Genomic DNA, 21,587 nt, shown 5'->3' with positions numbered 1-21,587 from the left:
CGCCCGGGTGGCCGCGACACTGTTCTACCTCGACCCGCTGCCCGCCGAAGGGCAGACGGCCGTGCTCGACGGCAAGGAGGGCCGGCACGCCGCCACGGTCCGTCGCATCGCGGTCGGCGAACGGCTCGTGTTGTCCGACGGTGCGGGTGGGGTCGCCGACGTCGAGGTCACCGCGGTGGCGAAGGATCGGCTCGAAGCCCTCGTGCTCGGTCGTCGCGCCGTCGCCCCGCCGCGTCCGAGTGTGACGGTCGTGCAGGCGTTGCCGAAGTCCGACCGGTCCGAACTCGCCGTCGAACTGGCCACCGAGGCCGGAGCCGACGAGTTCGTGCCGTGGCAGTCGGCGCGGTGCGTCGCACGATGGGATGCCAAGGCGGACAAGGGTGTTGCCAAGTGGCAGGCTGTTGCGACCTCGGCGGCCAAACAGTCGCGGCGTGCGCACGTGCCCACGGTCGACGCGCTGCACCGCACTTCCGAGGTCGTCGCCCGTGTGCGGTCGGCCGTCGAGCGCGGTGACGTCGTCGCGGTGCTGCACGAATCCGCGACCACTCCCTTCGCCGACCTGCCGGTGGGCGACGCCGATTCGCTGACGCTGATCGTCGGTCCCGAAGGCGGACTCGACGACGCGGAGGTCCACGCTCTCGTCGACGCGGGGGCGGTGGCCGTCGGTCTCGGCCCCACGGTGCTGCGTACCTCGACCGCGGCGGCCGTTGCACTCGGAGCGATCGGCGTGCTCACCGACCGGTGGCGCACCCGGCCGCTGCACTAGGGACCGCGTGCGGGTTCCGGCTCTCTGTACTGAGGGACCGCGTGCGGGTCCCGATCCTCTGCACTGAAGGAATTCCTCTTGGCTCGCACCAGAATCGCCTACGGCGCCCACTCACAGCAGTTCGGGCACGTCTTCCTGCCCGACCTCGAGACCGTGACGGGGCCCGTTCCCGTTGTCATGGTCGTCCACGGGGGTTCGTGGCACGGTCGCTACCGACTCACCTTGGGCACGGCGCTCGCCGTCGACCTCGCTCGTCGCGGTGTGGTGGCGTGGAACGTCGAGTACCGGCGACTCGAGGCCGGTGGCGCGTGGGAGGAGATGTCCGCCGACGTGGTTGCGGCGTTCGAGACGATCTTCACCGAGGTCGTTCCGCACGCGCAGCGCGCCGGCATCGAGATCGACGTCGACCGTGTCCGGCTCGTCGGCCATTCGGCGGGAGGTCAGCTGGCGGTGTGGCTCGCCGGTGAGAACACATCGGTGCGGCCGGAATTCGTGGTCTCGCAGGCAGGAGCACTCGACCTCGTCACGTCCGGGGAGCGAGGCCGCCGTGTGCACGCATTCGAGGCGCTCTTCGGCGCGTCCTACACGGATGAGCCGGAGCGTTACCGCTCCGCCTCACCCACGCACCGGGTGCCGATCGGTGTGCCGGTCGCGGTGCTGCACGGCACCACCGACGAGCAGGTTCCGGTGAGTGTGGCGCACCGCTACGCCGAGGTGGCCGCGACAGCGGGAGATCCGGTGTCGCTGGAACTGTTCGACGGCGACGACCATGTCGCCTTCCTGAACCGCACGACCCGCTCCTGGGAGCGATCGCTCGAACTGCTCACCGCTCCGTCAGTCGCCGACCTCGGCATCGCTGCGGGAGCGGGCGGGGAGCCCGCGGGGGAGTAGCGCCGTGACCGCCGCGGCGCCGACGAGCAGGACGATACCGGCGACGAGGCTCGCGGACGAGATCGCCTGCGCGAACGCCGCGGACGACGCGTCGAGCAGAGGCTGCGCGTACGACGCCGCGAACGGATGGGCTGCGAGTTCCTCCGCGACGATCGCCGCACCGCCCACCGAGTCGCCGGCCGCCTCGATCGCCATCGCCGCCTGCTCGGCCATCGGGCCCGTCAGATCTGCCATGGGGAATCCGTCGAGGAAACCGGAGATCTCGCGGTGATAGGTGGTCGCGAGGATCGAGCCGAGTACGGCGATGCCCAGTGAACCGCCGAATTCCACTGCGGTGTCGTTCAATCCGCCCGCCGATCCGAGATCCGAGTCGGGGAAGCCGCCCATGACGAGGTCGGTGGACGGGGGTGTGGCCAGGCCGATGCCCAGCCCCAGTAGCAGCAACGAGATGAGGAAGGGTGTGAAGCCGGAGCCGGTGTCCGTGACGGTGAGGGCGAGGATGCCTGCCGCTGCGGCGATCATGCCCGCGCCCACGAGGAGCCGCGCGCCCAGGCGAGGGGCGAGCCGGCCGCTCAGCGCCGCACCCAGCGAGACCGTCGCCGCAAGGGGGAGCAGACGCAGCCCCGTCTCGAGGGGGCCGTAGCCCAGCACGAACTGGAACTGCTGGGAGACGAAGTAGATGGCTCCGAACGCGACGAGGAAGAGCAACAGCACGGCGACGCAGGCACCGCCGACGGTCCGGTCCGCGACACGGTGCAGATCCAGCAGCGGCCGGGGATGGCGCAGTTCCCACACGACGAATAGAACCGCGACGACCACCGAACCGACCGTGGTCGCGATCACCCCGGTGCCCCAACCGAAGTGGAAGCCTTCGATGATCGCGTAGACGATCCCGCCGAGGGCGAGGACCGACAGGGCGCCGCCGATCCAATCGGTGCGGGTGAGATCGTCGGCCTTCGATGCGGGCACGAGGATCATGGCGGCGAGGGCGGCGAGCGCCGCGATCGGTACGTTGATGAGGAAGGTCGACCCCCACGAGTTCGATTCGAGGAGCCATCCGGCGAGCAGTGGGCCGAGGGCGATGGCGAGGCCCGAGGTGGCCGCCCATGCGGCGATCGCCCGGGCACGCTCGCGCGGGGGGAACATCGCGACGAGCAGCGACAGCGTTGCAGGCATGATGACGGCGGCGCCCACACCCATGACGATGCGCGCGACGATCACATCACCCGCGCTGTCGGCGAGCGATCCGTACACCGCCCCCGCGGCGAACCCCGCCAGGCCTGCCAGCAGCGCGCGTCGACGGCCGTACCGGTCGCCGAGCACGCCGAACAGCAGCATCAGCGCGGCGTAGGGGACGGTGTAGCCGTCGATGATCCACTGCATGTCGGCGCTGGTGAGCTGCAGGTCGCGCAGCATTCCGGGCGCTGCGACGATGAGTGAGGTGTTCGCCATCACGACGATGAGCAGGCTCAGGCACAGCACCGCGAGTCCTGCCCAGCGCAGCCGGTAGGGTTCCTTCGCCGCGCTCCCTTCCGATCGGGTGACAGCAGTGGTCATCGGGCTCTCCTCGGGGTGCTGGGTGGACGGGGACGGACCCCCGTTCTGCACGGCGCTGTGCAAGTTACACAGTTGCACATCCGTGTGCAACTAGAATGAAAGACAGATCACAGTCAGTAGGAAGAGGGCGAAGAACGTGGAGAACTCGGTCACTCGGCCACGAACCCGATTCATCGCGAACCGCATGCGCATACTCGATGCGGCAGTGATGTGTTTCGCCACCGACTTCGACGCGAGCATGGACGATGTCGCGAAGGCCGCGGGCGTGGTCCGCCGCACGGTGTACGCGCACTTCCCCAACCGGGAAGCGCTCGTCGAGGGGATCGTCGACGACGCCTCGACCGCGCTCGCCGAGGCCCTCGACCACCCCGAACCGGAGGACCCCGAGGTCGCCCTCGCGGTGGAGGGGCTGCGGACCTGGCCGATCGGCGACCGCTATCGCGTGCTGCTCTCGTTCGCGCGCAAGGAGGTGGGTGAGCAACGCATCGCCGAACTCGTCGCGCCGGTGCGCTCACGCGTCCTCGGGCTCGTCGAACGTGGCCTCGCGCAGGGGCAGTTCTCCGACTACCTTCCGGCGCCGGTGCTGGTCGGGATGATGGAAGGCCTGACGATGGCCACGCTCGAGCAGGCCAACCTCGGTCTGGTGGACGACTCGGGCGACACCATCGTGCTCGGCAACCTCGTGCTGGCCGGGGTCTCACCCGATCGGGCACCGGCCGTCCTCGCCGAGGCGCGGCGATGGCTCGCGGAGGCCACCTCGGGAGACGGGGGCACCGAAGCCCGGTGAAACGCACTGTTGCGGGAGGGTACGCCCCGCCCGGCGCTAGACTGGCACGAACACGACGACCGTCGTGCACGAGCCGAACCGAAAGCAGGACGTACCGTCCACGTGAGTGAACCAGACCGACCCCACGAGCCCGCCGAACTCGAACCGACCACGGTCCGATCGAGCCTGGACTTCCCGTCGGAGGCCGCAGCGCCCCTGCTCGGAGCCGCGGACGAGAACCTGATCGCCCTCGAGGCCCTCCTGGCGGCGGACATCCACGTGCGGGGCAACACCGTCACGCTGACCGGTGCACCCGCCGACGTCGCGCTCGCCGAACGCGCGCTCGCCGAACTCGTCACCCTCGTCCGACGCGGTCAGCCGCTCACCCCCGACGCCGTGCGCCGCACCGTGGGCATGCTCACCCAGGGGCTCTCCGAGTCGCCGGCCGACGTGCTCAGCCTCGACATCCTGTCGCGTCGCGGGAAGACGATCCGGCCCAAGACCCTGAACCAGAAGCGGTACGTCGACGCCATCGATGCTCACACCATCGTCTTCGGCATCGGCCCCGCCGGTACGGGCAAGACCTATCTCGCCATGGCGAAGGCCGTGCAGGCGCTGCAGACCAAGCAGGTCAACCGCATCATCCTCACCCGACCCGCCGTCGAGGCCGGGGAGCGACTCGGCTTCCTGCCGGGCACCCTGTACGAGAAGATCGACCCCTATCTGCGTCCGCTGCACGACGCATTGCACGACATGATGGATCCGGAGGCGATCCCGAAGCTCATGCAGGCCGGGGTGATCGAGGTTGCGCCCCTGGCATTCATGCGGGGCCGGACCCTCAATGACGCGTTCATCATCCTCGACGAGGCGCAGAACACCACGGCCGAGCAGATGAAGATGTTCCTCACGCGCCTGGGATTCGGCTCCAAGATCGTCGTGACCGGCGACATCACGCAGATCGACCTGCCCGGCGGTGCCCGCTCGGGTCTCGCCGCCGCCACCGAGATCCTCGACGGCATCGACGACATCCACATCGCGCGACTCGACAGCAGCGACGTCGTGCGGCACCGGCTCGTCTCCGACATCGTCGACGCCTACGGCCGTTTCGAGGCCGGCCGCGACGGCGACGGGATTTCCGGCAACCGCGCCCAGCGCCGCGCGCAGCGGGTGCAGCGTCGATGAACCCCCTTGTAGATCAACCGAATACCGTCGTGCAGAAGGAACTCCAGTCATGAGCATCGAGATCTCGAACGAATCGGGCATGGACGTCTCGGAGGAGGAACTCCTCGACGTCGCTCGCTTCGTGATCGCCCGGATGGATGTGCATCCGGCGGCGGAGTTGTCGATGGTGCTCGTGGACCTCGACACCATGGCCGATCTGCACGTGCGGTGGATGGACCTGCCCGGCCCCACCGATGTGATGTCGTTCCCCATGGACGAACTCGAGCCCGGCGGACGTCCCGACGCTCCGGAGCCGGGCCCGTCGATGCTCGGCGACATCGTGCTGTGTCCGCAGTTCGCCGCAGACCAGGCGGTCAAGGCCGGTCACCCGGTGGACCACGAGCTCGCCCTGCTCACCGTGCACGGCATGCTCCACCTCCTGGGCTACGACCATGCCGAGCCGGAGGAGGAGAAGGAGATGTTCGGCCTGCAGAATCAGCTCCTCGCCGAGTGGTACGAGGAGATCCGGCGCGCCGAGCAGGAGGCACTCCTCGCCGCCCGCGACCGGAAGCTGCTGGGCAAGGCCGGTTTCGTCGACACTCCCGAATCATGAGCGGCGACAGTACGAACCCACCTGATCGGACGACGCCGGCCGGGGGAGTGACGGTCGCGTGAGTACCGTGCCCCTCGTCGTCCTGGCGGTCGTCCTGGTGGTGCTCGGCGGTCTGTTCGCCGCCGTCGATTCCGCCCTGAACACCGTATCCGCTGCGCGCGCCGAGGAACTGGCGAAAGAGGGCCGGACCGGTGCGCGGCGCCTGCTCGGTCTGCTCGACGATCGGCCCCGCTACGTCAATCTGACGGTGCTGCTGCGGATCCTCTGCGAGATCACCGCCACCGTGGTGCTCGTCGGTGCACTGCTCGCCGTCCTCGACCGGACGTGGGTGCTCGTGGTGGGCGCCGCGGTGATGGTGATCGTCGACTACGTCGTGATCGGCGTCGGCCCTCGCACTCTCGGACGCCAGCACGCCTACCCGATCGCGCTCGCGGCCACCGGTCCGTTGCGGATCCTCGGTGTCCTGCTCGGTCCGATCAGCCGGATCCTCATCGCCGTGGGTAACGCCGTCACACCCGGCCGCGGTTTCCGGAACGGCCCGTTCGCCAACGAGATCGAGCTGCGCGAACTGGTCGACCTCGCGCAGGAGAGCGGAGTCGTGGCCGACGAGGAACGCCGGATGATCCAGTCGGTGTTCGATTTCGGCGACACCACCGCCCGCGAGATCATGGTTCCGCGTCCCGAGATGGTGTGGATCGAGGAGACCAAGACGGCCGGTCAGGCCACCTCGCTCGCGGTCCGCAGCGGACACTCCCGGATCCCGGTGATCGGCGAGAACGTCGACGACATCCGCGGTGTCGTCTACCTCAAGGATCTCGTCAAGCAGACCTACTACCACCGTGATGGTGGGCGCAGCGTCTCGGTGGCCGACGTCATGCGACCGGCGGTGTTCGTGCCGGATTCGAAGCGCCTCGACGATCTGCTCGCCGACATGCAGCGCGACCGCAACCACATGGCGGTGCTCGTCGACGAATACGGCGGCATCGCAGGCCTGGTGACGATCGAGGACGTCATCGAGGAGATCGTCGGTGAGATCGCCGACGAATACGACACCGGGGAGATTCCCGATGTCGAGGATCTCGGCGACGACACCTACCGGGTCTCGGCGCGACTGCCCGTCGAGGATCTCGGCGAACTGTTCGATATCGACATCGAGGACGACGAGGTCGACACGGTCGGCGGACTCCTCGGCTACGAGCTCGGCCGAGTTCCTCTGCCGGGCGCGGAGGTACGGACCCACGGCCTGCTGCTGCGCGGTGAGGGCGGACCGGACGTCCGCGGGCGGGTGCGTGTGAGCACCGTCCACGTGCAGCGGGCGGCACCCGACGAAGAACACAGCGATACCGATACGGCCACGACCGAGGAGCATGCATGACCGACACCGACTTCCGTTCCGGCTTCATCTGTTTCGTCGGCCGGCCCAACACCGGGAAGTCGACGCTCACGAACGCGCTCGTGGGCAGCAAGATCGCGATCACCTCGTCGCGTCCGCAGACCACCCGGCACACCATCCGCGGCATCGTCCACCGCGACAACGCGCAGCTCATCCTGGTCGACACGCCAGGACTGCACCGTCCGCGCACCCTGCTCGGCCAGCGACTGAACGATCTGGTGCAGGACACCTACTCCGAGGTCGACGCGATCGGCATGTGCTTCCCCGCCGACGAGAAGATCGGCCCCGGCGACCGCTGGATCCTGGAGCAGGTGCGGCACATGGCGCCGAAGACCCCGGTCGTCGGCATCGTGACGAAGATCGACAAGGTCGGCAAGCAGCAGGTCGCGGCGCAGTTGCTCGCCGTGTCGAAGCTCCTCGGCGAGGACTGCGAGGTCGTGCCCGTCTCCGCGGCGTCGGGTGAGCAGGTCGAGGTCCTCATCGACGTCCTCGTCTCGCACATGGAACCCGGTCCGGCCTTCTATCCCGACGGCGAGCTCACCGACGAGCCGGAGGAGACCCTGATGGCCGAGCTCATCCGTGAGGCCGCGCTCGAAGGTCTCGGCGACGAGCTGCCGCACTCGCTCGCGGTCGTCATCGAAGAGATCACGGAACGTGAGGGCCGCACCGAGAAGCAGGGCGAGATGCTCGACGTGCACGCCCTGCTCTACGTCGAGCGGCCGAGCCAGAAGGGCATCGTGATCGGCAAGGGCGGCGCGCGGCTGCGCGAGGTGGGCACCGCCGCGCGCACCCAGATCGAGAAGCTCCTCGGCGTGAAGATCTATCTCGACCTGCACGTGAAGGTCGCGAAGGACTGGCAGCGCGATCCCAAACAGCTGGGCCGCCTGGGATTCTGACGCTCGCTGCGGGCACCCTGTCGGGCGGACGTGGCGACCGGCCGGTGAGCCACACCGACGCGAGGTCGTCCGCGGTCACCACGGCCCGAAGTTCTGCGCGACCACCGAGACCGATGCCGCGTGTACTGCGGGGTTCAGCGGCGATCTGCCGCTGCTCCCTGCAGCATCAGCAGGACGGCCTCCGACAGGTCCGGCTCCGTGCCCGTCGACAGGCGGCGCAGCTGCAGGCCGGTGATGGTGGCCACGACCGTCGGGGCGATCGTCTCCGGTGTCGGCACACCGAGGGCGGAGAGGACGGAGACGGCCAGCACGTCGTAGGCGCGCCAGCACCGCTCGGCGACCTGCCGTAGCTCGTCGTCGCGTCCCGCCTGCACGTACAGTTCGAAGGGCGCGATGCGCTCGGCCGTGAAGGTCAGGTCGTGGGCGACCCGCTCGGTGATCTCCGCCGCTTCGGTCAACGACAACGCCTGTGAGCGATAGCGATCGGTGAGTTCGCGCAGGCGCTCGGTCTCCTCGTCGACGAAGAACTCGAGGGCGGCCCGCAGCAGGTCGGCCTGGGTGGGGAAGTGGTAGGTGATCGATCCCAGCGATACCTCGGCGCGCGCCGCGATGCGCCGGTTCGTCACGCCCGCGACACCGTGGGTTCCGACGAGATGCAGGGTGGCGTGGACGATCCGCGAGCGGGTGTCGTCGCGCGTGGTCACCACCATTGCTCCGGGGTGTGCTCGTGCCAGCGCAGCACCGACTCCAGTTGCGAGGCGAGGGACACCAGGAGCGGTTCGGAGTTCTCCGGGCCGAGCAATTGGGCGCCCACCGGCAGGCGCTCCTCGGTGAATCCGGCCGGGACGTTGACCGCGGGCCAGCCCAGCACGTTCCACGGCCACGCGTACGGGCACGCGCCCGTGATGACCTTGTCGGTGGCCCACCCGCCGATTCCGTCGATCGCCGTCACCGGTAGCGGCGGTGTGGCGGTGGTGGGGGCGAGCACGACGTCGAACCGGTCGAAGGTGCGGCCGACCCGCCGGTGCAGGCGCGGCTCGGCGGCGCGTGCTGCGCGTAGCGGAAAGCCGTGGAGCAGGCGGCCGGTGCGCGCGTTGGCGCGGGTGCGGACGTCGGGGAGAGACGGATCGGGCAGGCGATGGAGCCAGTCCTCGATGCCGGACATGGAGCGCGGAAGGAAGTTCAGCCCGAAGAGGATTCCGTAGTCGGGATCGGCGAGGGTCACCTCGTGTCCGAGATCGCGCAGCACGGCGGCGAGCGCGGCGATGCGGGTGCGGACGCGGGCGTCGAGGCGGGTGGGTGTCGCGGTGAACGGGATCTTCACCGACAGGGCGATGTTCAGCCTGCCAGGATCCCGTCCCACGGAGTCGGAGACGGTGAGTGGCGCGCACGTGTGCCGGTCGCCGGGATGGTTGCCGGACACGACATCGAGGAGCAGGGCCGCATCGGCGACCGTGCGGGCGAGGGGACCGTGCGTGGTCAGCCCGTTGAAGGACTCGGCGTCGGGCCACATGGAGATGCGGCCGCGCTGCGGCTTGATGCCGACGAGATTCGACCACGAGGCAGGGATACGGACCGATCCGGCGCCGTCGGATCCCAGCGCGGCCGGCACGAGCCCGGCGGCGACGGCGGCGGCGCTGCCGCCCGACGAACCGCCGGGGGTGTGGTCGCGCGACCACGCGCTGCGGGTGTGCCCGAACGCATCACCACCGGTGAGCGGCCACTGGCCGAGTTCGGGGGAGTGCGTCTTACCGACGATCACGGCTCCGGCGGCGCGCAGGCGGCACACGACCTCGGCGTCGGTGTCCTTCGGAGCGAAGGTGCCGGCGCACCCGAACATCGTCGTCTCGCCGACGACGTCCGTGTCGTCCTTGATCGCGATGGGGACCCCGAGCAGGGGCAGGCGTTCGCCGCTCGCGCGGCGTCGGTCGGCCTCGCGGGCCTCGTCGAGTGCGGCCGTGCGGCGCACGACACGGAAGGCGTTGAGGTGCGGCTGCGACTCGTCGATCCGGTCGAGGCTCGCACGGACGAGATCCGTGGAGGTGGTCTCACCGCGGTCGAGCGCTCCGACGGTCGCCTTCAGGTCGCGCAGATTGGTTCGAGCATCCATTCGTTCCCCCGTTCGTTCGAACGAACAATAACGCGTTCCAGTTCTGGATGTCGAGTCCCCTCACGGGTCGTCCCGTGTCACCGCGCCATGACAGACTCGGGGAGTGAGGCTTTATCGGGACAACGCGGTGGTGCTGCGCCAGCACAAGCTGGGCGAGGCCGACCGCATCGTCACCCTGCTGACACGCCGGCACGGACTCGTGCGGGCCGTCGCGAAGGGCGTGCGCCGCACACGCTCGAAGTTCGGCGCGCGGCTCGAACCGTTCGCCCACATCGACGTCCAGCTCCACCCGGGCCGCAATCTCGACATCGTCACCCAGGTGCAGACCCTCGACGCCTTCGCCGTGGGCATCGTCGACGACTACTCCCGCTACACCACCGCGTGCGCGATCCTCGAGACCGCCGAACGGCTCGCCGGTGAGGAACGCGCACCCGTACCGCGCCTGCACGCGCTCACCGTCGGAGCCCTCCGTGCGGTGTGCGACCACACCCGGCCACCCGAACTCGTGCTCGACGCCTACCTGCTGCGAGCCATGACCTACGCGGGGTGGGCGCCGGCGATCACCCACTGCGCGCGCTGCGACCGTCCCGGCCCGCACACCGCCTTCCACGTCGCCGCCGGCGGTGCGGTGTGCGTGCACTGCCGTCCCCCGGGGGCGGCCACACCCGCACCGGGAGTGTTCGCACTGCTCGACGCGCTCGACCGCGGACGATGGGCCGAGACCGAATCGGCCGACGCAGCGGTGCGGCGCCAGGCCAGCGGCCTCGTCGCCGCGCACCTGCAATGGCACCTCGAGCGGCAACTGCGCTCGCTGCCCCTCGTCGAACGCGGTCGCACCGAGCCTCCGATCTCCAACCGGGCTGATGACGTCGCACGGGCCGTCCGGCAGGATGGGGATCGTGATTCGACGACGTACCACGCCCCCATCGTCTGAGCGGGTGATCCGGCCGCCCGACCCGCACCCGTCGGGCGCACGGCCTCCCGTCCTGCAGTCCGAGCTGATTCCGCAGCACGTGGCGCTCGTGATGGACGGCAACGGTCGCTGGGCGCAGGAGCGCGGTCTGCCGCGCACCGCCGGGCACGAACGAGGCGAAGCCGTACTGATGGACACGGTGTGCGGATGCATCGAGATGGGCGTCAAGTGGCTGTCGGCCTATGCCTTCTCCACCGAGAACTGGAAGCGCAGCCCCGACGAGGTCCGATTCCTCATGGGCTTCAACCGCGACGTGATCCGGCGACGCCGCGACGAGATGCACGAGATGGGTGTGCGCGTCCGGTGGGCCGGCCGCCGTCCCCGCCTGTGGCGCAGCGTGATCAAGGAACTCGAGATCGCCGAGGAGCTGACGAAGGACAACGACGTCATGACCCTCACGATGTGCGTCAACTACGGCGGACGCGCCGAGATCGCCGACGCCGCAAGGGAAATCGCCCGGCGTGTCGCGGCCGGTGAACTGGACCCCGAGCGCATCACCGAGTCGACCGTCGCGCGGTATCTCGACGAGCCCGAGATGCCCGACGTCGACCTGTTCCTGCGGCCCTCGGGCGAGCAGCGCACCTCGAACTTCCTGCTGTGGCAGTCCGCCTACGCCGAACTGGTCTTCCAGGACACGATGTTCCCCGATTTCGACCGGCGCGACCTGTGGGCGGCATGCGTCGAATATGCCTCGCGCGACCGGCGATTCGGCGGTGTGAAATGACCTCCCTGCGCGAGCGGGTCGCGGTCGCCCTCACGCCCTTCGTCGACGTCCGCACCCCGTCGTCCGCCGCGAACGGCGACAGTTCGTTCGGATTCGACTACGGCGCCGTGCCCTTCGCGCTGCAGGTCGTCACGCTCACCGAAGGACTCGACGTGATCTCCGTCACCGGAGTGCTCGCATGGGATCTTCCGCTCGACGACGCCGTGCGCATCCGGGTCGCGACCGCTGCCGACGCCCTGCAGTTCGGCTCGGTGCACCTCGTCGAACGCGACGCCGAGGCCGACGTCGTACTGCGGTACTCGTTTCCCGCGACCGGTCTCGACGACACGGCGCTGACCACCATGCTGCTGCTCGTGCTCGACGGCGCCGCCGACGCGCGCGGTGCCGTCGCGGGAACCCCCGATCCGAAGGAGAATTCGTGACCACGACCGACACCGACGTCGAGACCACCACCGAGGAGGTCGTCGCCGCCGACGGGCCGCATGCCGTCGCGATCCCCACCGAGGACGACGACACGCTGCGTGCCGCCGTGGTGGAGACGCTTTCGGAGATTCTCGAGGAGGCTCCCGAAGCCGACGAGGACGGCGAGATCCCGATCTGGATCGACGACGTGCTCACCTACGCGACCGTCGACGCCGAGGGTGGCTTCGTGCTGCTCACCACGTACCTGGTCGAGGGCATCGCGGGGCGCACCCGGGCGGCGGAGGTCCTCGGCGACCTGCAGATCGAGTTCCCGGAGGTGAAGTTCGTCCTCGACAAGGACCGGGTCACCGTCGAGTTGCGGGTCGCGGCGTCGCCGCTCGTCCCGATCCATCTCGTGCGGGCCGTCGCGTCGCTCGTCCCGGTCGTCGAACAGGCACGCGCGCTGGCGCAGCGCCTCGGGGGCGAGGCGTCGGTCTTCGACGGTGAGGCCGATGGCGACGAGGAGGACCTGCTCGTCGACGGCTGCGGCTGTGGGGACTGCGACTGCGGCTGACCGCCGCGGTCAGCCCTGTGCGAGTGCGCAGTCCCGGCAGTTGCCGAAGATCTCGACGGTGTGACTGACGTCGACGAAGCCGTTCGCCTCGGCCACCTCGTGCGACCAGCGTTCGACCTCCGGGCCGTCCACCTCGACCGTGAAGCCGCAGTGGCGGCACACGAGATGGTGGTGGTGCCCGGAGGAGCACCGCCGGAACAGCGACTCGCCGCTGTCGGTACGCAGCACGTCGACGCTGCCCACCTCTGCGAGCGACTGCAGGGTGCGGTAGACGGTGGTCAGGCCGATGCCTTCGCCGCGCTTGCGCAGTTCGTCGTGCAGATCCTGGGCGGAGCGGAACTCCTCGGTGTTGTCGAGCAGGTCGACGATGGCGCTGCGTTGACGGGTCGAGCGGACCCCCACGAGAGGTTTGCGGGCGGAGGTCACTGCGATCGTCCTTCCTGTGCATGAGCAACGGCATCGACGACGATATGGGCGAGATGGTCGTCGGCCAGGTGGTAGAGCACTTCGCGTCCCGAGCGTTCGCCGCGTACGACGCCGGCGGTCTTGAGTACTCGCAGATGCTGGCTGATGAGCGGTTGGGTGACTCCCAGGGCGCCGACGAGTTCGTGCACGCAACGAGCGGACTCGCGCAGTTCGAGCACGATCGAGATGCGGACGGGCGCCGACAGCGCCCGCAGCAGCTCGCCGGCCGCGATCAGCGTGTCGTGGGAGATGTCGGGCCGGGATGCGAGGGCGTCGGTCCCGGTCGATCCGAGGGTCCGCTCGCCTGTGCTGCAGTCGTGTGGATCGGCGTCGACACTCACGGGGCTCCTCGGGGCGGGTCGGCCGCCGATCGGCGGCCTTATTGCAAATCGATTCCATTTTGATATGCACGATTGCGCATGTCAACCGGCGCGAATTCGGACTCCGAACGAGGAGCGATAGGCTTACAGATCGACGCATGCTGCGAAAACCCGCATCGAAGATGGAGAACCGAGTGGCACCCAAATCCAAGATCGATACCGTCGCCAACCTCGCCAAGCGCCGGGGCCTGGTCTATCCCTGCGGTGAGATCTACGGCGGAACCAGGTCGGCCTGGGATTACGGACCGCTCGGTGTGGAGCTCAAGGACAACATCAAGAAGCAGTGGTGGCGCAACATGGTCACCGGCCGCGAGGACGTCGTCGGCCTCGACTCGTCGGTGATCCTTCCGCGCCAGGTCTGGGTCGCGTCCGGCCACGTCGGTGTCTTCAACGACCCGCTCGTCGAGTGCCTGAGCTGTCACAAGCGCCACCGGCAGGACCACCTACAGGAGGCCTACGCCGAGAAGAACAAGCTCGACGATCCCGACGCCGTGCCGATGACGGAGATCGTGTGCCCGGACTGCGGCACCAAGGGCCAGTGGACCGAGCCCCGCGATTTCAACATGATGCTCAAGACCTACCTCGGCCCGATCGAGAGCGAGGAAGGCCTCCACTACCTGCGCCCCGAGACGGCGCAGGGCATCTTCGTGAACTTCGCGAACGTGCTCACCACCTCGCGTAAGAAGCCGCCGTTCGGCATCGGCCAGATCGGCAAGAGCTTCCGCAACGAGATCACGCCCGGCAACTTCATCTTCCGCACCCGCGAGTTCGAGCAGATGGAGATGGAGTTCTTCGTCAAGCCGGGCGAAGACGAGCAGTGGCACCAGTACTGGATCGACTACCGGATGAACTGGTACACCGATCTGGGCATCAACAAGGACAACCTGCGCCTGTACGAGCACCCGCTGGAGAAGCTGTCGCACTACTCGAAGCGCACCGTCGACATCGAGTACCGCTTCCACTTCCAGGGCAGCGAGTGGGGTGAGCTCGAGGGTGTCGCGAACCGCACCGACTTCGACCTGTCGACGCACTCGAAGCACTCCGGCACCGACCTGAGCTTCTTCGATCAGGCCACCAACGAGCGCTACACGCCGTACGTCATCGAACCGGCGGCCGGCCTGACCCGCTCGCTCATGGCCTTCCTCGTCGACGCGTACACCGAGGACGAGGCACCCAACGCCAAGGGCGGTGTCGACAAGCGCACCGTGCTGCGCCTCGACCGACGCCTCGCACCGGTCAAGGCCGCCGTACTGCCGCTCAGCCGCAACGCGGACCTGAGCCCGAAGGCCAAGGACCTCGCCGCGAAGCTGCGCCAGAACTGGAACATCGAGTTCGACGACGCCGGCGCCATCGGCCGCCGCTACCGTCGCCAGGACGAGATCGGTACCCCGTTCTGCATCACGGTCGACTTCGACACCCTCGAGGACCAGGCCGTCACGATCCGCGAACGCGACACCATGGCGCAGGAGCGCGTCAGCCTCGACCAGGTCGAGGGTTACCTCGCGCAACGCCTGCTCGGCTGCTGACCGACCTGATCGACACAGATGCCCTCCGGTCCCGACGGACCGGAGGGCATCTGCCGTTTCGTAGCCGAGCGTTTCGTAGCGATCAGGTCGAGCGCCGATCGATGTACTCGAAGTCCACGTCCCGGAAACGGGTTTCGTCACCGCGGCGGGTGCGCAGGATCACCGATTCCAGGCCGGTGTCCGGTGCGCGTGCCGCGATCGGGCGCACGGGCTAGAAGCGTCCGCCGCTCGACCCGCCGAAACCGCCACCCCCGAAGCCGCCTCCGCCGAAACCACCGCCGCCGAAGCCACCGCCGCGCCCGCTGTTGAGCACGCTGTTGATGAGGATGCCGCCGAGCACGGCCCCGGCGATGTTGCCGCCCGACGACCCGCCGCGCGGCGGGCGCTGTTGATAGTCCCAGCGCTGCACGTCGTTCTGAGCGCTGCGCAGCGCCTCCACCGCGAGCGACGCAGCGGTCCGCGCGTACTGGATGGCGGCGGCCGGATCGGAATCCGCGGCCTGTCTCGCAGCCTGCAGGTGGCGCTGGGCCTCCGACAGACGCGTGCGGGCCTTCGCGCCGACGACCCCGCGACGCGTCCCGATGAAGTCGGCGGCGGCGGTGACCTGCGCCTGCGCCGCGCCCAGGTCCTGTTCGAGACGGCGACGCATCTCGGCGGCCTGCTGCTCGGCCTGTCGCGTCCGGGCGCGCAGCTCGTCGAGACGCGCGTCGGCCTCGACGACCCGTGTGAAGCTGCCCAGCGGGTCGGTGTGCTGCTCGGCGCGCGCGTGTTCGAGTGCCTCCTGCACGGCCTTCAGGGCGTCGACGAGTTCGGGACCGCCGGCCTCGACGAGTTGTTTCGCGTCCGCCACGCCCTGCTCCGCATCCTCCATCGCCGCCGGGAGTGTCGCGATGGCGCGTCGGATGTCCTCGGCCGCGTGATCGAGCGCGTCGAGCAGCGTCGCGGCATGACCGAGGGCGCGCTCGGCTTCGCGGATCGCCCGTACGGCGTCGCCCTGCTCGCCGACCGGTCGCGCCACCGCGGTGCGGCCCTGATCGATCGCGTTCTCGGCGAACGCGATCTCCTCTCGCGCGAGTGAGACGTTGTCCACCACCGGGGTCAGTGCACCGGCGGGGAACTCCGAGTGCAACTGCCCGAGGATCCGTTCGGCCTCCGGGATGCGCGCCTGCAGCGCGATCGCCCGCTGGGTGAGGCCGTCCAGACGGGCCGGGGCATCGAGCAGCAGATCACGCATCGTGTCGAATGCCTCGACCTGTGCTTCGAGTTCGCGGTCGGCCTGCCCGCACGAGGAGATCAGCTGCACGAGCATGTCGCGTTGCTGGTCGGGTGTCTCGGGGATGTCGTCGTCGAGACGCTGGCGGATCTCGAAGGCGTTCGCCAACGCATTCTGCGCCTGCCGATGGGCGCGGTCGAAAGGAGCCACCGCAGAGTCCCCGAATTCGCCCCGGGCGAGTTCGAGCGCCTCGGCGCTGGAACGGACCGCGTTGTCGGTCTCCACCAGCAGGGTCTGCGCGTACCGATCGAGACCCTCGAGCGGCAGGGCGCGCAGAGCGGTGGTGTCGGCCGGATCGATCTGCGCGGCCTGTGCGGCGCCGGACTCGGCGCGCTTCTTCTTCGACCGCCGGTTGTACGCGTACACACCGGCACCGCCGGCCGCGATCACACCGCCGCCGACGAGCAATGTCGTCACCGGGGCGCTCGACGGCGTGAGAGCGTTGCTCAGGCCGTCGGCCGCACCCACCGCGGCACCCGTCCAGTCGCTGTTCCGCAATGCGGGTTCGATGTCGGACGAACTGATCCGGTCGCGTTCGCTCGGGGAGATCTCGGATCCCGTCGGAGTCCACAACGCGTACTCGCGGTCCGTCGTCGCGATCGCCAGCAAGGCCGTATTCCGACCGAAGTTGCTCGCCTGAGCGGTGGCCTGCGCCCAGCTGTCGTAATCGCGTCCGTCGAAGCTCGACACGTAGGTCACCCACAACTGCAGACCGTGCTCGTCGTACAGGGTGTTCGTCGCCTCCTGGATCCGTGCGACATCGGCATCGTCGAGAACCCCCGCGGTATCGGTGATCGGCTGGGGAAGCCGCGACGGAGGTTCGGCGGAAGCCGCCGCCGGCAGGAGCAACCAGGCGGCCACTGCCAGCAGAGCAGGGACGAATGCGAGCGCGGACCGTGCGGGTCGCCGAGACGGTGCGGCCGATACGTGTGGCATGGAATCGAATCTAGTGGCTGCGAGGCGTCGGCGGGGTCGGCGCGTCGCCCCGTCTGCGCGTTCTCGTTCGCTGGCAGAATCACGGGGGTGAGCACCGCATCCCGCCGCACCGGCACCACCGCGACGTACACCGGGGACGACCTCGGGGCAGGCGCGCGCATCGCGCGCTGGCTCCGACGGCTGATCGTCGGGGTGTTGCTCGCCGCTGTTCTCGTCGTGGGCGGAACGGCGCTCCGGGTCTGGCAGGTCGCGCGGATCGACGACCGCACACCCGCCGACGCCATCGTCGTCCTCGGTGCGGCCCAGTACTCGGGGACGCCCTCGTCGGTGTTCGAGGCCCGCCTCGAACAGGCACTCAAGCTGTACGAGGCGGGAGTCTCGCCGCGGATCGTCACCGTCGGGGGCAAGCAGGAAGGCGACCTGTTCACCGAGGCTGCGGCGGGGAAGAACTATCTCGTCTCGCGCGGGGTGCCGGCGGAATCGATCGTCGCCGTCGAAGAGGGCTCCGACACGCTGCTCAGCGTCGAGGCCGTCAGCCGGGAGATGTCGGAGCTGGGACTGTCGTCGGCAGTGTTGGTGAGCGACCCGTGGCACTCGCTGCGCACCCGCACCATGGCGCGCGATGCAGGTCTCGATGCGTGGACCGCTCCCACCCGGCAGGGTCCGGCGGTGTTCACCCGCGAGTCGCAACTGCACGGGATCGCCCGCGAGACCGGCGCGTTGATCTGGTACCAGATCACCCACTTCTCCGCCGATTTCCCGTACACGGCGCAGCAGTGAGGCGGAACGTAGGGTCTTCGGTGACGGAAGGCAGTGTGATGCAGGGCTACAGCGAACACGATCTCGAACGGCGCGTCGCCGAGCCGCGGAAGACCTCGGCCCTCGCCGGGTCCGAGGGCGCGGCATCCGAGCGGACCGCCTTCGCACGCGACCGTGCGCGCGTGCAGCACTGCGCGGCCCTGCGCCGCCTGGCCGACAAGACACAGGTCGTCGGTCCCCGCGACGGCGACACCCCGCGCACCCGTCTGACGCACTCGATGGAGGTCGCGCAGATCGGCCGCAGCATCGGCGAAGGGCTCGGCGCCGACCCCGATCTCGTCGACCTCGCCGGCCTCGCTCACGACATCGGGCACCCGCCCTACGGGCACAACGGCGAGCGGGCACTCGACGCGGTGGCGGAGTCCTGCGGCGGATTCGAGGGCAACGCGCAGAACCTGCGCATCCTCACCTGCCTCGAACCGAAGGTCCTCCATCCCGACGGCACGAGCGCCGGCCTCAACCTCACCCGGGCCTCGCTCGACGCGACGCTCAAGTACCCGTGGACGCGTCCGCGTCCGGGCGCGAAGTTCGGTTCGTACGACGACGACTCCGAGGTCCTCCACTGGATCCGTGAGGGCGCACCCGAGCGCCGCAAGTGCCTCGAGGCGCAGATCATGGACTGGTCCGACGACGTCGCGTATTCGGTCCACGACCTCGAGGACGGCGTCATCGACGGTCGCATCGACCTGCGGATGCTCGAGGATCCCGACGAGGTCGCCGGGCTCATCGAGGTGGGCATGCGCGAATTCTCGGGCCTCGACCCGGCCGAGCTGACCGAGGCGGCCAAGCGGTTGTCCACCATGCCGGTGGTCCGCGCCGTCGGCACCTTCGACGGCACTCTCGCCTGCTCGGTCGCGCTCAAGAAGCTGACCAGCGAGCTGGTGGGCCGCTTCGCCAACGCGGCGATCCTCGGGACCCGGGAAGCGACGGAGAGCCGCCCGGTCACCCGGTACGACGCCGACCTGGTGATCCCGCCGATCGTGGTCTCGGAGGTCGCTCTGCTCAAGACGATGGCGCTGCAGTTCGTCATGTCCGACCGCGCCCATCGCACGCGCCAGGAATCCCAGCGCGAACGCATCCATCGCGTCGCCGAGTGGCTGCTGCGCACTGCGCCGGTGGGGCTCGACCCGTTCTTCGTCGCCGCATGGAAGGCGGCGCCCGACGACGCCGCGAAGGTGCGGGTGGTGGTCGATCAGATCGCCTCGTGCACCGAATCGCGCCTCGAGCGGATCGATCGCGACAGCCTCGCCGCACAGGCGAGCTGGGGCTGACGAAGACGCGTTCTCCGGGACGGATGCTCGTGGTCGACATCGGGCATCCGTCCACAGGACCGCGCAAACCTGCGGTTCGGCAGCCCCTGGCACGAGCAGACAGTGTCCGCACGCCGCAGCGCTGCGGAACCTGTTCAGCCATCCGTACAGACCATGATGTCGGCAGGTCGGCGCCGCGGCTTAGACTCGTCACCGTGGCCGGCCGTATTTCAGACAGAGACATCGCGGCCATTCGCGACCGCGTGCGCATCGAGGACATCGTCGGCGAGTACGTCGCACTCAAGCGCGGCGGTGCCGACTCGCTCAAGGGCCTGTGCCCCTTCCACGACGAGAAGTCCCCGTCCTTCCACGTGCGGCCCAATCACGGGCACTTCCACTGCTTCGGCTGCGGTGAGGGCGGCGACGTCTACTCGTTCCTGCAGAAGATCGAACACGTCAGCTTCGTCGAGGCCGTCGAGCAACTCGCCGAACGTGTCGGTTACACGCTGAACTACGAGGGCGGAGGTCCGTCCGTCCAGCGCGACCGGGGCACCCGTGCCCGGCTGGTCGCGGCGAACGCGGCCGCTCAGCAGTTCTACGCCGAGCTGCTGCGCACCCCCGAGGCGCAGGCCGCCCGCGACTATCTGACCGAACGCAACTTCGACCAGGCGGCCGCCGAGACGTTCGGCTGCGGCTATGCACCCGCCGGCTGGGACGCGCTCACGAAGCACCTCCTCGGCCGCGGCTTCGATTTCTCCGAACTCGAGGCCGCCGGATTGTCCCGGCAGGGACGCCGCGGACCGATCGACCGCTTCCACCGTCGTCTGTTGTGGCCCATCCGCAATCTTGCGGGCGACGTCATCGGCTTCGGTGCTCGCCGCCTGTACGACGACGACCAGATCACCGCGAAGTACATGAACACACCGGAAACGTTGCTGTACAAGAAATCTCAAGTGTTGTTCGGTCTCGACCTCGCCAAGCGCGAGATCGCCAAGTCCCATCAGGCCGTGATCGTCGAGGGATATACCGACGTCATGGCCATGCACCTGGCCGGGGTGAAGACGGCGGTCGCCGCGTGTGGTACCGCTTTCGGCGACGAGCATCTCGCTCTGCTGCGCCGCCTGCTCATGGACGACAGCTTCTTCCGTGGCGAGGTCATCTACACCTTCGACGGCGACGACGCCGGTCGTGCGGCGGCGATGAAGGCGTTCGAGGGGGATCAGAAGACCGCGGCGAAGACCTACGTCGCGATCGCACCCAAAGGCATGGACCCGTGCGAGCTGCGGCAGCAGTCGGGCGACGGCGCGGTGCGCGATCTCATCGCCCGCCGCACGCCGATGTTCGAGTTCGTCGTGAAATCGATTCTCTCCGAACACGACCTCGATACCGTCGAGGGCCGCGTCGAAGCCCTGCGCCGGTGCGTGCCGGTGGTGGCCCGCATCAAGGACCGCACGATCCGCGACAACTACGCGGTGCAACTCGCGCACTGGACGGGATGGGACGACATCCCCACGGTGCGCCGGCGCGTGCAGGAGGAAGCGCGCCGGGGAGTTCGTGCGCCGGAAGCGAGGACGCGGCCGGCTACGGCCACGGCTGAGCCCGCCTCGGCTCTGCGGCGCCCCCGCCCCAACGATCCGGCACTGTGGCCGCAACGCGACGCGCTCAAAGCCGCGCTGCAGTATCCGGGTATCGCGGGAACCGTCTTCGACTCACTGCCGCCGGAGACATTCACCGACCCCGCCTACGCGGCGGTGCGGCAGGCCGTCGCCGATGCCGGCGGAACGGCCGCCGGCCTCGGGGGAGCCGAATGGGTCGACGCCGTGGGCCGGGCCGCGACGGATCCCGTCGCGCATTCGCTGGTGATGGAACTCGCCGTCGAACCGGTCCCCACCGAAGAGGACCGGCTGCCGCGCTACATCAGCGGTGTCCTGGCCCGGCTCCAGGAGGTCTGGGTCGGTGAGCAGGTGGCCGAACTGAAATCCAGATTGCAGCGGATCTCCCCGGCCACCGAATCCGAGGAGTTCCACGCACTGCTCGGCGACCTCATGGCGCTCGAGCAGTACCGGCGGAGCTTGCTCGACCAGGCCATCGGTGACGGCCTGGCCGGCTGAC

22 protein-coding genes are annotated in these 21,587 nt (G+C 69.1%); 15 read left to right on the top strand and 7 right to left on the bottom strand.

Annotated features, from left to right (window positions below; all coding sequences use genetic code 11):
* Nucleotides 1-7 precede the first annotated feature (7 nt).
* Both PV766_RS16075 and PV766_RS16070 read left to right on the top strand, forming a co-directional pair.
* The gene (locus PV766_RS16075; RefSeq protein ID WP_129976311.1) at nucleotides 8-766 is read left to right on the top strand and encodes a 16S rRNA (uracil(1498)-N(3))-methyltransferase; all 759 of its coding nucleotides are present in this window, start codon (nucleotides 8-10) and stop codon (nucleotides 764-766) included.
* A gap of 78 nt (nucleotides 767-844) precedes the next feature.
* Entirely contained in the window at nucleotides 845-1,657 is an 813-nt protein-coding gene (locus PV766_RS16070; RefSeq protein ID WP_421097388.1) for an alpha/beta hydrolase family protein, read from the top strand.
* Here PV766_RS16070 and PV766_RS16065 read toward each other — a convergent pair.
* Nucleotides 1,601-3,214, bottom strand: coding sequence for an MFS transporter (locus PV766_RS16065; RefSeq protein WP_421097387.1), 1,614 nt, complete (start codon nucleotides 3,212-3,214; stop codon nucleotides 1,601-1,603). The genes PV766_RS16070 and PV766_RS16065 overlap by 57 nt on opposite strands.
* Nucleotides 3,215-3,398: 184 nt before the next feature.
* Here PV766_RS16065 and PV766_RS16060 point away from each other — a divergent pair, with 184 nt between their 5' ends.
* The 5 genes from PV766_RS16060 (at nucleotide 3,399) to era (ending at nucleotide 8,043) form a co-directional block, all read left to right on the top strand.
* On the top strand, nucleotides 3,399-4,001 hold the full coding sequence (locus PV766_RS16060) for a TetR/AcrR family transcriptional regulator (RefSeq protein WP_016933435.1): 603 nt from the start codon (nucleotides 3,399-3,401) through the stop codon (nucleotides 3,999-4,001).
* A gap of 102 nt (nucleotides 4,002-4,103) precedes the next feature.
* Nucleotides 4,104-5,162 (top strand): PhoH family protein, encoded by a 1,059-nt coding sequence (locus PV766_RS16055; protein ID WP_421097386.1) that lies wholly within the window; start codon nucleotides 4,104-4,106, stop codon nucleotides 5,160-5,162.
* Nucleotides 5,163-5,211: 49 nt separating this feature from the next.
* Nucleotides 5,212-5,754 (top strand): rRNA maturation RNase YbeY, encoded by a 543-nt coding sequence (gene ybeY / locus PV766_RS16050; protein WP_016933437.1) that lies wholly within the window; start codon nucleotides 5,212-5,214, stop codon nucleotides 5,752-5,754.
* 58 nt (nucleotides 5,755-5,812) lie between these two features.
* Nucleotides 5,813-7,129 carry a hemolysin family protein gene (locus PV766_RS16045; RefSeq protein WP_016933438.1) on the top strand — a complete coding sequence of 439 codons (1,317 nt, stop codon included), beginning with the start codon at nucleotides 5,813-5,815 and terminating at the stop codon, nucleotides 7,127-7,129.
* Nucleotides 7,126-8,043 carry a GTPase Era gene (gene era, locus PV766_RS16040; RefSeq protein ID WP_016933439.1) on the top strand — a complete coding sequence of 306 codons (918 nt, stop codon included), beginning with the start codon at nucleotides 7,126-7,128 and terminating at the stop codon, nucleotides 8,041-8,043. Before PV766_RS16045 ends, era begins: the two co-directional genes overlap by 4 nt.
* Before the next feature lie 134 nt (nucleotides 8,044-8,177).
* Here the strand turns inward: era and PV766_RS16035 are convergent, their stop codons facing one another.
* Both PV766_RS16035 and PV766_RS16030 read right to left on the bottom strand, forming a co-directional pair.
* Nucleotides 8,178-8,753 (bottom strand): TetR/AcrR family transcriptional regulator, encoded by a 576-nt coding sequence (locus PV766_RS16035; protein ID WP_421097385.1) that lies wholly within the window; start codon nucleotides 8,751-8,753, stop codon nucleotides 8,178-8,180.
* Nucleotides 8,744-10,153 carry an amidase gene (locus tag PV766_RS16030; RefSeq protein ID WP_421097384.1) on the bottom strand — a complete coding sequence of 470 codons (1,410 nt, stop codon included), beginning with the start codon at nucleotides 10,151-10,153 and terminating at the stop codon, nucleotides 8,744-8,746. Before PV766_RS16030 ends, PV766_RS16035 begins: the two co-directional genes overlap by 10 nt.
* Before the next feature lie 103 nt (nucleotides 10,154-10,256).
* Between PV766_RS16030 and recO the strand changes: the two genes are divergently transcribed.
* Genes recO through PV766_RS16010 form a run of 4 tightly spaced genes read left to right on the top strand, consistent with a single transcriptional unit; the run spans nucleotide 10,257 to nucleotide 12,826 of the window.
* Nucleotides 10,257-11,087, top strand: a complete 831-nt coding sequence (recO, locus tag PV766_RS16025) for a DNA repair protein RecO (RefSeq protein ID WP_084421531.1) — start codon at nucleotides 10,257-10,259, stop codon at nucleotides 11,085-11,087.
* Entirely contained in the window at nucleotides 11,044-11,850 is an 807-nt protein-coding gene (locus PV766_RS16020; RefSeq protein WP_421097408.1) for an isoprenyl transferase, read from the top strand. The genes recO and PV766_RS16020 overlap by 44 nt, the downstream gene beginning before the upstream one ends.
* Nucleotides 11,847-12,272, top strand: coding sequence for a hypothetical protein (locus PV766_RS16015; protein ID WP_421097383.1), 426 nt, complete (start codon nucleotides 11,847-11,849; stop codon nucleotides 12,270-12,272). Before PV766_RS16020 ends, PV766_RS16015 begins: the two co-directional genes overlap by 4 nt.
* Complete coding sequence (locus PV766_RS16010; RefSeq protein ID WP_129976295.1) at nucleotides 12,269-12,826, top strand: T3SS (YopN, CesT) and YbjN peptide-binding chaperone 1; 558 nt, start codon at nucleotides 12,269-12,271, stop codon at nucleotides 12,824-12,826. The genes PV766_RS16015 and PV766_RS16010 overlap by 4 nt, the downstream gene beginning before the upstream one ends.
* A 9-nt stretch (nucleotides 12,827-12,835) precedes the next feature.
* Here the strand turns inward: PV766_RS16010 and PV766_RS16005 are convergent, their stop codons facing one another.
* Both PV766_RS16005 and PV766_RS16000 read right to left on the bottom strand, forming a co-directional pair.
* Nucleotides 12,836-13,252: a Fur family transcriptional regulator gene (locus PV766_RS16005; RefSeq protein WP_129976293.1), complete on the bottom strand. Its 417-nt coding sequence runs from the start codon at nucleotides 13,250-13,252 to the stop codon at nucleotides 12,836-12,838.
* On the bottom strand, nucleotides 13,249-13,632 hold the full coding sequence (locus PV766_RS16000; RefSeq protein WP_421097382.1) for an ArsR/SmtB family transcription factor: 384 nt from the start codon (nucleotides 13,630-13,632) through the stop codon (nucleotides 13,249-13,251). Before PV766_RS16000 ends, PV766_RS16005 begins: the two co-directional genes overlap by 4 nt.
* A 173-nt stretch (nucleotides 13,633-13,805) precedes the next feature.
* On the opposite strand from PV766_RS16000, the gene PV766_RS15995 reads away from it, so the two are divergent.
* Entirely contained in the window at nucleotides 13,806-15,197 is a 1,392-nt protein-coding gene (locus PV766_RS15995; protein ID WP_064064166.1) for a glycine--tRNA ligase, read from the top strand.
* 82 nt (nucleotides 15,198-15,279) lie between these two features.
* Here PV766_RS15995 and PV766_RS15990 read toward each other — a convergent pair whose 3' ends face one another.
* Nucleotides 15,280-15,405: a hypothetical protein gene (locus PV766_RS15990; RefSeq protein ID WP_255161257.1), complete on the bottom strand. Its 126-nt coding sequence runs from the start codon at nucleotides 15,403-15,405 to the stop codon at nucleotides 15,280-15,282.
* Between the two features lie 3 nt (nucleotides 15,406-15,408).
* A complete protein-coding gene (locus PV766_RS15985) occupies nucleotides 15,409-17,406 on the bottom strand; it encodes a TPM domain-containing protein (RefSeq protein WP_421097381.1) in 1,998 nt (665 codons plus the stop codon).
* Nucleotides 17,407-17,493: 87 nt separating this feature from the next.
* Between PV766_RS15985 and PV766_RS15980 the strand changes: the two genes are divergently transcribed.
* The 3 genes from PV766_RS15980 (at nucleotide 17,494) to dnaG (ending at nucleotide 21,586) form a co-directional block, all read left to right on the top strand.
* The gene (locus tag PV766_RS15980; protein ID WP_016935368.1) at nucleotides 17,494-18,186 is read left to right on the top strand and encodes a YdcF family protein; all 693 of its coding nucleotides are present in this window, start codon (nucleotides 17,494-17,496) and stop codon (nucleotides 18,184-18,186) included.
* A 38-nt stretch (nucleotides 18,187-18,224) separates the two neighbouring features.
* Nucleotides 18,225-19,496 carry a deoxyguanosinetriphosphate triphosphohydrolase gene (locus PV766_RS15975; RefSeq protein ID WP_255162914.1) on the top strand — a complete coding sequence of 424 codons (1,272 nt, stop codon included), beginning with the start codon at nucleotides 18,225-18,227 and terminating at the stop codon, nucleotides 19,494-19,496.
* Between the two features lie 194 nt (nucleotides 19,497-19,690).
* The gene (dnaG, locus tag PV766_RS15970) at nucleotides 19,691-21,586 is read left to right on the top strand and encodes a DNA primase (protein WP_421097380.1); all 1,896 of its coding nucleotides are present in this window, start codon (nucleotides 19,691-19,693) and stop codon (nucleotides 21,584-21,586) included.
* Nucleotide 21,587: the final 1 nt, after the last annotated feature.

Source organism: Rhodococcus sp. As11 (assembly GCF_048957735.1).
GTDB lineage: Bacteria > Actinomycetota > Actinomycetes > Mycobacteriales > Mycobacteriaceae > Rhodococcus > Rhodococcus gordoniae.
Note: the sequence above shows the minus strand (reverse complement) of the source record. Positions and strands in the feature narration are given on the sequence as shown.